We start from the raw sequence: 12,230 nt of genomic DNA, 5'->3' as shown, positions 1-12,230 counted from the left end.
AATGGCCGCAGTAATCAGTGCCGGCGTTCGACGATATACCGCGCCAGGTCGCGCAGTGGCTCGGCTGCCGCGTCGAAAGGTCGCAGGGCGTCAAGGGCCTGGTCGCGTAGTTCCAAGGCGTAGGCCTTCGCCGATTCAAGCCCAAGCAGTGCAGGATAAGTCGGTTTGTCCCGTGCGATGTCGGCGCCCTGGCGTTTGCCCAGGGTCGCGGTGTCACTTTCGACGTCGAGGATGTCGTCCTGCACCTGGAAAGCCAGGCCGATGGCGCGGGAATAGGTCTTTAACGCGGCCAACTGCGCAGCGTCGGCACGGCCACTGGCCAGGGCGCCGAGTTGCACGGCAGCTTCGATCAGCGCACCGGTCTTGTGGCGGTGCATGAATTCCAGGGCGTGTTGATCGAGCTTCTGGCCGACCGAACCCAGGTCGATGGCCTGGCCGCCGACCATACCGGCGGGGCCCGCTGCCAGGGCCAGGGCGGTGACCATGCGCAAGCGGATCTCGGCGTTGGCGTCGCTCAGCGTCGGGTCCAGCAGTGCGCTGAACGCCAGGCTTTGCAGGCCGTCACCGGCCAGAATCGCGCAGGCTTCGTCAAAGGCTTTGTGGGTGGTGGGCTGGCCGCGACGCAGATCGTCATCGTCCATGGCCGGCAAATCGTCATGCACCAGGGAATAGGCGTGGATCAACTCCACCGCACACGCCGCGCCGTTGGCCTGCTCGGCAGGCGCGCCGAGGGCTTCGCAGGCGGCATAGGCCAACAACGGGCGCACGCGCTTGCCGCCATTCATCACGCTATAGCGCATGGCTGCATAAAGACGTGTGAGTTCGGGGCTTGGCGCAACAAACAAGGGCTCCAGCGCCGCATTGACCCGGGCTTGGCTACTGGCCTGATACGCGTCGATCATTCCGGCTGTTCCGCATCGAAAGGTTCTTCGGCCAACTCCCCGTCACGCTCCAGCAGCACCTGGACCTTCTGCTCCGCCTGCGCCAAGGCGCTCTGGCAGTCGCGGGTCAGGCCGATGCCTTGCTCAAACGCTGTCAACGAGTCTTCCAGCGACAACTCGCCGTTCTCCAGACGCTCGACCAGGGTTTGCAGGTCGGCGAGGGATTGTTCGAAATCGAGTGCAACTTTTTTGCGGGCCATGGCGGCTATTCCGGTAGACGGTAAACCGGCGCGACACTAGCAGACATGGGGGATGGGGGCAAATGAGCGGGGGGGGCGATCGTCTGGGCCAGTGATTTGATAGCGCGTACCGCGTCCCTTATAGGGCCATGCCTTAAAAGGCACCGTTGGTCGATCAGGCCGTGCTGATCCACGTTGTACTGCTCGACGTTGCTGCATAGAAATGTGGTCGGCAGGCGTGTGAGCCGATTGTGTAGCCTAATTGACGGTTATCTCGATGATGGCCCGGTGCTATTCTGCGTCACGACCTGCAGCCATCCGTGGACAGTGCAGGCAAAAAAAGCGCGTTTGAGGAGATAGGGATATGTCGTTGTTGGCGTTCTTGCAGGCCAGGAAATACTCAAGCTCGGGGCGTGTCTATGTAGCACCCAATATTCCCAAGAAGCTGCTGAGCAACGCGCTGGCCGCTTACGATTTGACGCTGGACCCCAGCGACGTGGTGGTGTTGGTCGACGACACCATGTTTGGCAGCGGCAAGGATGGTTGCCTGATCGCGCACGACTGCCTGGCGATCCGTGAAACCTTCACTGACGCTGTCACCTACGCCTACAGCGAAGTGCAGTCGCTGGAGCTCCAGGGCAGCAAACTCTTCCTCAACAAGCGTCAGGCAATTGCCTTCAACATGCCGGACAAGGCGGATCTGAACCGCTGTTTCGCATTGGTCCTGGAGTGGATGAGCAGCCAGTCCGGTGCTGCGCCTTCGGCCAAGCGCACCGAAGTAAAAGCTGCCGCCGGCAATCAGGAGTTGAGCGCCGCCCAAGTCGAGGCGGTGGTGCAGATGAGCGTCAACCTGGCCGAACGCCTGGGCTTGGAGCGCGTCTACGTGCGCCCGCACATTCCGCAGAAAAAACTGCAAGCGGCGCTGGAGTCTTACGGCGCCAATATGCGTGAAGACGAAGTGCTGGTGCTGATCGATGACACCCTGTTCGGTGGCGCCAAGGAAGGCGTGCTGATGGGCGAGAGCAAGCTGGCGCTGAAAATGGTGTTTGAAGCGCCGCGCCTGTTTTTCTGGCGCCATCTGGAGGGGCTGTCGGTGGAGAAGCGCGACCTGTACGTCAACTCGCGTAAGGTCGGCTCCTTCACTCAGGTAGGCGAAAAGGAATTGGGCGAGTTCTTTTCGCTGATCGACCAGGCGTTGATCGATGTGCGCCAGGCCTCGGTCGACGACACCCCTGCGCCCCAGCAGGTGGTGCCCGAGCCTGAACCTGAGGTGTTGGAGCCTGCGCAGGTGGAAGAAATTTCTGCCCTGGCGGTCATCGAAGACACCCCTGTGCGTAGTCCCGCCGAGCAGCAGAGCAAGGTCAGCGGCAAAGACAAACTGCTCGGTTATGTCGCCGTGGCCATCGAGCAAAACAAGCCCAAGATCCTGCCGTTTCTCAAGGAAAAAACCGGCGAGGCGTCCCTGGCTGCACTGCGTGATGACGCCAACGTCGAGAAGCTGGGCGTGTTCATTTATGCCTTCCTGCCGGGGGTGGTTCGTCTCGCGCTGAAGGAAGATACCTTCGTGCGCTTCATGCTGGAAAACCGCAACAAACTCCTCGACAAGCTATTGGTCGGCGAAGCCGAACGCGTCGCTGCCTTGCCGGACATCACGCCGGCGGCGCCAGTGAGCCGTGGCTACCATGCCGATCTGGACGACCTGTTGATGGACGATGAACCCGAGCTGCGGCCGGGGCAGCAACCCGTCGACACCCTGCGTGCGATTTTGCAGGAGATGAAACAGGATCAGCTCGAAGACCCGGATGCCGAGTTCATCTGGCAGTTGCCCATTGATTTCCTGGAAGCGCTGATCCCCAAGGCGGAAAAACTGATTGGCGCCCCCGATAAAAAAGTCGAGGACCAGGTCTTCTTTGTGCTGGCGCTGATGTACGGTTTTTCCTTCCACAAGGTGCCGGAGGCCGTGCGTACTCAGGAGAACATTTTCGAGACATTCCTCAACGGTTTCGGCGTGATCTGCAGCAGCTACGAGGAACGTAACCCCGCCAGCACCTTCAATCTGGACGACGATGTGCTGCCGATGTTGCTGATCATGACCAAAGTGGCGAGCAAGCAGCAGCTCAACGAGCTGGTCAGGAAAATGCTCGACGAGCACAGCACCGTCAGTGAACCGGGTGACTTCGAGATGGATGACATCATGTTGCTGCTTCGTGCCGCCAACACCGGCGCGGTGGCCTGGGTGGACGCACTGACCCGTGTCTGCGTCGCCCAGGAGCGCGAAGTGCAACGCAAATGGGGGGACGTGCTCAACTAAGTGCGGGGCGGGCGGCCAGTTTCAACCAGGCGTTCAAACTGGCATTGCCCCTGCGCGTCTTGCAGGCTGGCCTCAAAGGCCAGCAAACCGGCCAGCACCTGCTGCTGGGCTGCAATCTGCGTGACCAGTTCATGCTTCTTTTGCGCAATCGCCGCCGTCGCCCGTTGTTGTGCCAACGCACCTGCCGGGGCGCCGTGGAGAATTTCCTGCAATTCCTTGAGCTTGAATCCCAGTTGCTGGGCGCACTTGATGAACATCAGCAACTCGACACTTTGCTCTGAATAGACCCGGTATTGGCCCTCGCGCCGGGCCGTCGGCAGCAGGCCGATCGCCTCATAGTGACGAATCGCCTTGATGGTCGTGCCCGACAGTTGCGCGGCTTTGCCGATGTACATGAAAACTCCCTTTTTCCAGAAGTGCGCTGGCTTGTTTCAGCCAGGCGTCGCGCTGCGTGGATGTCGATCCGAGGACCGGCCCGAACAGCAACGTCTTGATCGGCTTGATGCCGCAAAACGCCAGGGTGGTCTTGCGCATCTGATGTACGCCCGGCATGTGATAGAACCAACGGTAATACCACGGCGGCGTATCCAGGGTCACCAACAGGTGTGCGGTTCGGCCGCGCAGGAGTTTGTCAGGAAACGCCTTGCCTGCGCGGTATTTGAAGGCAAAACCGGGTAGGAAAATACGGTCGATAAAGCCTTTCATCAAGGCCGGTATGCCACCCCACCAGATGGGGAAGGCGAAGGCCAGGTGGGTGGCCCATAGGATGTCGGCTTGCGCGCGGAGCAGATCGGCTTCCAGGGGTTGAATCTGGTTGTAGCCGTTGTGCAGGATCGGGTCGAAATCAAGCTCGCCCAAGCGTAGGACGCGTACCTCATGGCCCGCGGTTTTTGCACTGCGGATGTAGGCGTCGGCGAGGGCAGAGCAGAGGCTGGTCGTGGAGGGGTGGCCGAGGATGACCAGGATGCGGTGGGCCATGGTGGGATGTCCTGAAAGCGGGGGTTCAGGGTAGGGGGTGCTGTATAGGGGAGAGTCAAGCAATACGCCTATTTGCAATTGCCAGCAGGACGGGTCTGCAATCCTTGAGAGGCCCTTCCTGAAGCGTTCGTTGTGCTTTGTGGCCTTGGATGACGCTGGCTAGCTTGCCTCAACACTCCCGCTTTGACTTTTTGAGCCTGGCGTTGGACGCGCAGGAGCACGACATAGAAACCGCGCTGATCAAGCATGTCACCGACTTTCTGCGGGGGTTGGAGGGGCGCAAACAACAAAAGCCTGCTTTTCAGGGCAGGCATTTTGTTTAACGCGCTTTGCTTAGTTCTTGTGCGCCGTCAGCGCCGCATAACCATTCATCAGGTTGCGATAGTTCGGAATGCGCTGGGACAACAGGTTGCCCAGGCCTTCGATGTCGTTGCGCCAGTCGCGGTGCAGCTCACACGCCACCGAGAACCAGTTCATCATCTGCGCGCCGGCCTGGGTCATGCGGCTCCATGCGGCCTGCTGCACGGTGGTGTTGAAGGTGCCCGAGGCATCGGTGACCACGAACACATCAAAGCCTTCGGCCAGTGCCGAGAGGGTAGGGAACGCTACGCACACATCGGTGACCACGCCGGCAATGATGATCTGCTTGCGGCCGGTGGCCTTGATCGCCTTGACGAAGTCTTCGTTGTCCCAGGCGTTGATCTGGCCTGGGCGGGCGATGTACGGCGCGTCCGGGAACATTTCCTTCAACTCTGGCACCAGCGGGCCGTTGGGGCCTTGCTCGAAGCTGGTGGTGAGGATGGTCGGCAGTTCGAAGAACTTGGCCAGGTCCGCCAGGGCGAGCACGTTGTTCTTGAACTCGTTGGGCGAGAAGTCCTGCACCAGGGAAATCAGGCCGGTCTGGTGGTCGACCAGCAGAACTACGGCGTCGTCTTTGTTCAAGCGGTTGTAGGTTGGAGTGCTCATGGTTGAATCCTTTTTTGTTTAGGTTGGTTGGGCGTTGCGTTCAACATGGGCACAGATTAATGGGTGGGTGGCGGTGGATAAATCGGCTGAAACGGGTAATACCGTCAACTCAAAAGCGACAATCGTTGAATCTTCACCCGTACGGGGAGGGACGTAGCCAAGAAAAGTCATACAAAAAATCTCACGCGTGAGCTATTGAGCGTGATGAAAATTGCCTGTAGATTTTCTCACGCGTGAGTTTTTCACTACGAGGTCAGCATCATGAAAAGCAGCTCTCCATCGAGCCCGTCCGCCGGGTCCGATTCCGATTCCGCAAGCTTTCAAGGAGAGCGCTTGAAACCGGCCGCGAAAAAGCCATCGAGCTTCTACATGAAACAGATGCGCGCGGGGCTGGCGGCCGCCGGGTATGTGAAACACGAGACTTGGGTGCTTCCCGAAAACCGAAGCCTGCTCAAGCAGATGGAGAAACAGCTCCGCCAGCCGATCCTGGCTGGCTCATTCATGTCGGAGAATTACATGAGCGCAGGTAACAACTGGAATATCGATCGCCTCTTCACCGCTCTCCAGGCCCTGGACGAAGTGGTCGCCAATGACATTACGCTTTCTCTGGTGCAAGGCTCCGAGTCCAGCATCAAGCTGGAGATGAACGACTTCGGTGGCTTGCCGATTTACATCGCGGTGGTGGGCGAGCAGATCATCGTGGATACCGTGCTGGTCGACGTCGAGTCCATCAACGACGTGCCGAAATTCAATGACGCCGTGTTGCGCAGCCGGGAAATGTTCCCGCTGTCCTCGATCGGCATCGAGTCCATGCCTAATGGGCAAGTTGTCTACAACATGTTCGGTGCGTTGAGCTCCGACTCCAGCCTGACCAACATCGTGACCGAGGTGAAAACCCTGGTCGACAACGTGCAGCGCGCCAGCGAAGCCTTCGAACGTTTCTTCAATTAAGTATTCGGGAGTACCCAATGACTCAGTCCATCTGGAGCAAATTGTTCACCGCGCTGCGTGGCGGTGCGAGCGAAGTCGGCGAGTCGATCGTCGACCAGCAGGCCCTGCGTATTCTCGACCAGGAAATCCGCGACGCCGACACCGCGCTTGCCAATGCCAAGCGTGAGTTGGTCAGCATCATGGCCAAGCACAAACTGGCGACTGATCGCGTCGGTGAGTACGACGCCAAGATCAAGGACCTGGAGTCCAAGGCGATGGCGGCTATCCAGGCCAATCGTGAAGACCTGGCCCTGGAAGTGGCCGAAGCCATTTCGACCCTGACCAACGAGCGGGATGTCGAGCAAAAGCAGGCCGCCGAGTTCGGTGGTTACGCGGACAGCATGCGCAAGGACATCACCAAGGCCGAAAGCCGGATCAAAAGCCTGCGCCAGCAAGTGGACATGGCCAAGGCGCGTGAAAGCGTGCAAAAGGCTCAAGTCAGCGCGTCCATCGCCAGTGGCGGTGCCAACGGCAAGCTGGAGACCGCTGTCGGTACGCTGAATCGCTTGCAGGCCAAGCAGCAGCAACGCGCGGCTGAACTGCAAGCCCAGGATGAACTGGCCGAGGCGTCGACGGGCTCCGACCTGGAGCGCAAGCTGCGTGAAGCCGGCATCACGCCGAATGAAGGCAGTGCCAATGCGATCCTCGAACGCCTGAAGAAAAAGTCAGCCGAGTAAGGCCGACAAGGGCGAACACTGCACCTTTGGTGAGGGCGCTTGCTCCCGCTGGACGGCGCAAACAAAAGCTGGGGGCCGCTTCGCGTCAAGCGCCCTCGCCACAGGTCAATTCTTACCCTATCTGCTTTTTAACGACGTCGAGGTCAGGATGGATGCCTTGAAGGGTTTCAAGATAATCGCAGGCCTGGCCTTGTGCATGGTTGCACTGCAACTGCTCAATGTCGCGACCGGGTACAGCCTCATGGCATTCGGCCTGGTCCCGAGAACGGTGCAGGGATTGCTTGGCATTCTCGCGTCACCGTTCCTGCACGGGTCCTTTGCCCACCTCAGTGCGAACCTGATCGCGTTTCTGGTACTGGGCACCCTGGTCATTATCGAAGGGCTCAACCGGTTCGTCAGCGTCAGCGCGATCATAATTGTGCTGGGCGGCTCATTGGTCTGGCTGTTCGGTTTTGCGGGTATACACGTGGGCGCCAGCGGCTGGGTATTCGGGCTGTGGGCTTATCTGTTGTCTCGGGCCTGGTTTCACCGCAGCTGGGCCAACCTGATAACGGCCGGTGTGGTGGCGGTACTTTATGGTGGCCTGATCCTTGGTTTCCTGCCTCGCCAGGGGGTTTCCTTCGAAGGGCATCTGTTTGGTGCGTTCGCCGGATTTATTGCAGCCAAGGTACTTCTCTCGGCGCCGCGCAGCAGGTTTAATGCCGGCTGACTGCGCTTGAGCATCCTGCTTTCAGGAATCAAGTACCCAAGGAACCAGGGGCAAAAATGTCGACTTTCCTGTTGTTGCGCCAACTCTCTTCTTGCTTCGATCAGCCCGCCCAGTGCCATGCGCATTGAAGGCTGCGCCTCTACCTGCCTCAAGGAAATCTCCAATGGGATGGTTTAAACAGTTGATGGGGCTTGAGGCCCCGCGAGCCAATGCCGAGTCGAAACCGGTCTTGCCAAGCACTGGCCCATTGGGCCTGGCCCCAGGCAAAGGCGTGATGTTCGACACGACCCTGAAGTTGCTGCTCGATGAGAAAACCTCGGTGGTGATTCCCGGCTCCCAGGAAATCTGGAGCAACGGCACCGTGGATCTCGGGCAGTCGACCTGGCTGTCGCGCTATTACATGAACGACGAGGATTACTGGTTGCAGGTCCACACCACGGGCGAGATCGCCGGGCAGGTGGAGTCCGTGATCCTGTTTAACTACCTGAGCTACGTCACCCTCAGTAGCGAAGCCGAACTGCGTCGACTGGCCGGGCCGCAGAGTCTGATCGGGTTGCCGACCTACACCCTCGACGGTGTCGAATACGCCCGTGTGTGGGGCAGCGAAAACGGCCAGACAGAATTGGTGGCGATGAGCGAGCAGGTGATAAGCCCCGAGGATTCCTACAGCGTCGAGCACCGCTCGATGCTATATGCCCGTGACACCGGACTGACCGATCGACGCGAGTTCCTTTTGTTTTCTGTCGAAGAAGACGCTGAAGGCACCATCAGCCTGAGCACGTCGCTGGGCATTTCGCTGTACACCACCGACCTGACCGTGCTCTAAAAAAGGAAGCCATCCATGCTAGAAGCTCTTTCCATTTCCCTGAACAAAGCCGCCGTACTCGGGTTTGTCCTCTACATCCTCGGTGCGGCCGTACTGTTCGTGCTGTTCCAGTTCATCTACACCCGCATCACCCCGCACAAGGAGTTCGAGTTGATCCGTGCGGGCAACGTGTCCGCGGCGGTCGCCCTGGGTGGCGCCATCATCGGTTTTGCCATTCCTGCCAGCAACGTGATTGCCTATTCGATCAGCCTTCTCGACTTCGCCGTTTGGGCGATCATCGCGGCTGTCGTCCAACTGCTGGCGTTTTTGTTGACCAGCCTGGTGCTCAAAGGCACGTCCGAGCGCATCAGGAACGGCGAGCTCGCGGCCGGCATCTACGTGGCGGCAGTGGCCATCAGCGTCGGCATGTTGAATGCCGCGTGCATGACGCCTACCCAGAACTGATCGCGCACGGAGCTCCCGATGAAACGAAGCAAGTATGTCCAGCTTTCGCTGGCAGCGTCGGTCGCCATGGCGATCTCCGGCTGTGGGCCGACGGAAAAAACCTACGATTTGCAGAAGAAGTACAACTTCCAGTCGGTTCAGCAATGTGCCGATGAGAAGCTGCCGGTGGACGTCTGCTCGGACGCCTATATGACCGCCATGGCCGAGCACCGCCGCATTGCGCCGGTGTACGACAGTCAGGCCGATTGCGATGCCGACTTTGTCGCTGACTGGTGCCAACAGGACTCCAGCGGAAAATTCATCCCCAGGCTGGGTGGTTTCGAACTGACCGCCGAAGGCCAGGTGACGCAATCCCAGGTCGATGCGGCCAACGCCCAGGCGGCGGGCGCGCAAGCGAGCAGTGGTGGCTCAGGCTTTTCCACCAGCAGCCTGCTGACTGGGCTGCTGATCGGCAACATGCTGAGCAACAATCGCAACAGCTACCGCTCCGAGCCGGTGTACCGCTATCGCGATGATCGCGGCGATTACGCCTCTTCAACGCTCAACCAACGTGTCTCGAAAGGCGCGACCTTCGGCCGCTCGAACCAGGCCAGGTACGGCAGCAGCAATTACACCAACACGCTGCGTTCCTCCAGCAAGTCCAGCTCCGTTGCGTCGGCCACCTCACGTGGTGGCTTCGGCAGCAAGGCCAGCGCACGCAGTGGCTGGGGCGGCGGCAGGTCGAGCAGCTAAGGAGGGCTGGCCATGAAGAAAATCCAATGCGCAGAACGTCACGACTGGAAACAAACCGCCGACAGCCTCGGCTTTCTGTTCCACACCATCGACAACGAGCCCTATTGGGATGAGCGCGCGTACTACCAGTTCACGCTCAAGCAAATTGAGCAGGACCTGGAAGACCCGACCACCGAGATCCATGAGATGTGCATGGACCTCGTGGCCCGTGTGGTCCAGAGCGAAGAGTTGCTCGAGCGCCTGAGCATTCCCGCGCCGTTCTTTGACATGATCCGCACCTCATGGCTCGAAGGCCACCCGCACCTGTATGGGCGCATGGACTTTTCCTACAACGGCAACGGTCCCGCCAAACTGCTCGAACTCAACTACGACACACCGACCAGCCTCTACGAGGCTGCGGCGTTTCAGTGGGGCTGGCTGGAACAATGCATCGAGCGCGGCCTGCTGCCCAAGCATGCCGACCAGTTCAACAGCATCGACACCAAACTGCACCAGGCCTTTGCCCAATTGCAGGTCAACCAGCCCTTCTACTTCGCCTCGATGAAAGACTCGGTCGAAGACAAAGGCACCACCGACTACCTGCGCCTCGTCGCGGAAAAAGTCGGCATCGAATCCCGTCATATCGACATCGAAGACATCGGCCTGACCAGCGAAGGCCGCTTCGTCGACCTTGAGGATCGCTGGATTCCCCACCTGTTCAAGCTGCACGCTTGGGAGTTCATCTTCCATGAGCCGTTTGGTGCCGCGATTGCCCAGAGCGACACGCAGTTCTTCGAGCCGGCATGGAAATCCATCCTCTCCAACAAAGGCGTGCTTCCCCTGTTATGGGAGTTCAACAGCGGCCATCCGAATTTGCTCGCGGCGCACCTGGATACCGATCCGGGTAAAGCCGTGCCGAAGGGCTGGGTGCGCAAGCCGTTCTTCTCACGGGAAGGGGCGAACATTGAACTGCAAACGGTGGATGGGCTGATCGTGAAAGAAGACGGGCCCTATACGGATGCGCCGTTCATCCTTCAGGAGTTCGCGCCGCTGCCGCGGTTTGGGGACAGTTATACGTTGATTGGTTCCTGGGTGATCGGGGACCAGGCGGCGGGGATTGGCGTGCGCGAGGATAATAGTTTGATAACGAAGGATTCGAGTCGGTTTTTGCCGCATTTGATACTGGATTGAAAACGACGGGCTTCTCGGCAATGTCTGGTGAATGTCAGTCGGTTATTGATCAGGGCTGAAGTTGAGAGGGAAACTTTGTGCGCGTGGGCGTTATATTGAAGTAAAACAGCATGGCTTAAAAATAAGCAGAGTGAGTATTAAAGTTTAATTGTGTTCTGTTTTCGGTGAATTTACCTGCATAAGCCGTTCTGATATAGTGCTCCGCTGAGGAGAGAAATATGCTATTGCCACGTTTTCCCGCAACACGCTTTCAAGGTTCAAAAAGAAAGATTCTTCCGGAAATTGCAGCACTGATAGAAGCTGAAAAGTGCGAGTCAATAATTGATCTGTATTCCGGGTCCGGGATCGTGGCATTGTTATTTCGTTATCTGGGCAAAAAAGTTCTGGCAAACGATTACTTGAAATACAATCAAAATACCGCCTCTTTGTTCTTGAATTACTCACAGGAAGAGCTGAGTGCGCTGGATTTGGATGCGGACTTGGATTTCTTGTTGAATCATCGTGCCGATGACTTTGAATCTATTGTGTCTGACGAGTTTCAAGGGGTTTACTTCAAACCTCATGAAAATAGCGAGATAGACAACTTTTGCCAGAACATACAGCGCTATTGCGGATTAAAGCAAAGCCTTTATATCTACGCAGTGGGGCAGGCGCTCATCAAGAAGAGACCTTACAATCTGTTTCATCGCGCGAATCTGGATATGCGCCTCAAGGATGTCGTCAGGTCCTTTGGCAACGCAAAGACCTGGGAGACCTCAATCAAGGAACATGCCGTAAAGTGCATCAAGGAATTGGCAGCCTTGCCTGCTGTTGATGCACGGCAGCCGATAACAACCTGTGTTGACACGGCCTGCCTGGAAGCGCTTCCTCAAGATTATGATGTTGTGTATATGGACCCTCCCTACATGAATGGGAAGTCTGTGTCGGTTAATTACTCCAACTTTTATCATTTTCTGGAAGGCTTATGTGACTATAGCCTTTTCTCGAAAGGCGATACTCGATACCCGCACAAACCCATCGTAAATATAGAAAGTGCCTGGCATAAAAAAGAGTCTGCGCTCAAGCAATTAAAGTACATATGTGAGTATTTTCATTCGTCGACCATCATCATGAGCTATAGAAGCGACGGCACACCGTCTCCCCTTGAGATCCAGGCGGTCATGCAGGGCTGTGGCAGACAGGTGGAGATACACACGGCAGGTGAATACAAATATGCACTGAGCAAAAACGCAGACAATGAAGAGATTTTTATCATCGCACGCCTGTAGTTGACGACGGGGCACTCAACTACAGGCATGTGGACGCAC

Annotated in this window: 15 protein-coding genes; 10 read left to right on the top strand and 5 right to left on the bottom strand. The window is 57.9% G+C overall.

Translation table 11 applies throughout. The features are described from left to right. Positions 1-14 precede the first annotated feature (14 nt). Positions 15-902 (bottom strand): (2E,6E)-farnesyl diphosphate synthase, encoded by an 888-nt coding sequence (ispA, locus tag IB241_RS14740; protein ID WP_192299069.1) that lies wholly within the window; start codon positions 900-902, stop codon positions 15-17. Further along, positions 899-1,141 carry an exodeoxyribonuclease VII small subunit gene (locus tag IB241_RS14735; protein WP_003176346.1) on the bottom strand — a complete coding sequence of 81 codons (243 nt, stop codon included), beginning with the start codon at positions 1,139-1,141 and terminating at the stop codon, positions 899-901. Before IB241_RS14735 ends, ispA begins: the two co-directional genes overlap by 4 nt. A gap of 343 nt (positions 1,142-1,484) precedes the next feature. Here IB241_RS14735 and IB241_RS14730 point away from each other — a divergent pair, with 343 nt between their 5' ends. Continuing rightward, positions 1,485-3,431 (top strand): hypothetical protein, encoded by a 1,947-nt coding sequence (locus IB241_RS14730; protein ID WP_192299068.1) that lies wholly within the window; start codon positions 1,485-1,487, stop codon positions 3,429-3,431. Here IB241_RS14730 and IB241_RS14725 read toward each other — a convergent pair. Then, on the bottom strand, positions 3,428-3,826 hold the full coding sequence (locus IB241_RS14725) for a MerR family transcriptional regulator (RefSeq protein ID WP_192299067.1): 399 nt from the start codon (positions 3,824-3,826) through the stop codon (positions 3,428-3,430). The genes IB241_RS14730 and IB241_RS14725 overlap by 4 nt on opposite strands. After that, positions 3,765-4,409 (bottom strand): NAD(P)H-dependent oxidoreductase, encoded by a 645-nt coding sequence (locus IB241_RS14720; RefSeq protein ID WP_192299066.1) that lies wholly within the window; start codon positions 4,407-4,409, stop codon positions 3,765-3,767. The genes IB241_RS14725 and IB241_RS14720 overlap by 62 nt, the downstream gene beginning before the upstream one ends. A gap of 149 nt (positions 4,410-4,558) precedes the next feature. On the opposite strand from IB241_RS14720, the gene IB241_RS14715 reads away from it, so the two are divergent. Beyond that, positions 4,559-4,732 (top strand): hypothetical protein, encoded by a 174-nt coding sequence (locus IB241_RS14715; protein ID WP_192299114.1) that lies wholly within the window; start codon positions 4,559-4,561, stop codon positions 4,730-4,732. 10 nt (positions 4,733-4,742) lie between these two features. On the opposite strand, the gene ycaC is transcribed toward IB241_RS14715, so the two are convergent. After that, the gene (ycaC, locus tag IB241_RS14710) at positions 4,743-5,375 is read right to left on the bottom strand and encodes an isochorismate family cysteine hydrolase YcaC (protein WP_192299065.1); all 633 of its coding nucleotides are present in this window, start codon (positions 5,373-5,375) and stop codon (positions 4,743-4,745) included. A 369-nt stretch (positions 5,376-5,744) separates the two neighbouring features. On the opposite strand from ycaC, the gene IB241_RS14705 reads away from it, so the two are divergent. The 8 genes from IB241_RS14705 to IB241_RS14670 all read left to right on the top strand — a co-directional run bounded on the left by IB241_RS14705 (position 5,745) and on the right by IB241_RS14670 (position 12,191). Next, the gene (locus tag IB241_RS14705) at positions 5,745-6,326 is read left to right on the top strand and encodes a YjfI family protein (protein WP_192299064.1); all 582 of its coding nucleotides are present in this window, start codon (positions 5,745-5,747) and stop codon (positions 6,324-6,326) included. A 17-nt stretch (positions 6,327-6,343) separates the two neighbouring features. Beyond that, the gene (locus IB241_RS14700) at positions 6,344-7,042 is read left to right on the top strand and encodes a PspA/IM30 family protein (protein WP_192299063.1); all 699 of its coding nucleotides are present in this window, start codon (positions 6,344-6,346) and stop codon (positions 7,040-7,042) included. A gap of 148 nt (positions 7,043-7,190) precedes the next feature. Beyond that, the gene (locus tag IB241_RS14695; RefSeq protein WP_192299062.1) at positions 7,191-7,751 is read left to right on the top strand and encodes a rhomboid family intramembrane serine protease; all 561 of its coding nucleotides are present in this window, start codon (positions 7,191-7,193) and stop codon (positions 7,749-7,751) included. A gap of 163 nt (positions 7,752-7,914) precedes the next feature. Further along, the gene (locus tag IB241_RS14690) at positions 7,915-8,577 is read left to right on the top strand and encodes a DUF2491 family protein (RefSeq protein WP_192299061.1); all 663 of its coding nucleotides are present in this window, start codon (positions 7,915-7,917) and stop codon (positions 8,575-8,577) included. A 15-nt stretch (positions 8,578-8,592) separates the two neighbouring features. Further along, entirely contained in the window at positions 8,593-9,021 is a 429-nt protein-coding gene (locus IB241_RS14685) for a DUF350 domain-containing protein (protein WP_192299060.1), read from the top strand. Between the two features lie 18 nt (positions 9,022-9,039). Beyond that, positions 9,040-9,753, top strand: coding sequence for a DUF1190 domain-containing protein (locus IB241_RS14680; RefSeq protein WP_192299059.1), 714 nt, complete (start codon positions 9,040-9,042; stop codon positions 9,751-9,753). Positions 9,754-9,765: 12 nt separating this feature from the next. Next, positions 9,766-10,923 carry a glutathionylspermidine synthase family protein gene (locus tag IB241_RS14675; RefSeq protein WP_192299058.1) on the top strand — a complete coding sequence of 386 codons (1,158 nt, stop codon included), beginning with the start codon at positions 9,766-9,768 and terminating at the stop codon, positions 10,921-10,923. Positions 10,924-11,141: 218 nt separating this feature from the next. After that, complete coding sequence (locus IB241_RS14670; protein ID WP_192299057.1) at positions 11,142-12,191, top strand: DNA adenine methylase; 1,050 nt, start codon at positions 11,142-11,144, stop codon at positions 12,189-12,191. The last annotated feature ends 39 nt before the right edge of the window (positions 12,192-12,230 follow it).

Origin of the sequence: Pseudomonas sp. PDM05 (assembly GCF_014851685.1) — a bacterium.
GTDB lineage: Bacteria > Pseudomonadota > Gammaproteobacteria > Pseudomonadales > Pseudomonadaceae > Aquipseudomonas.
Note: the sequence above shows the minus strand (reverse complement) of the source record. Positions and strands in the feature narration are given on the sequence as shown.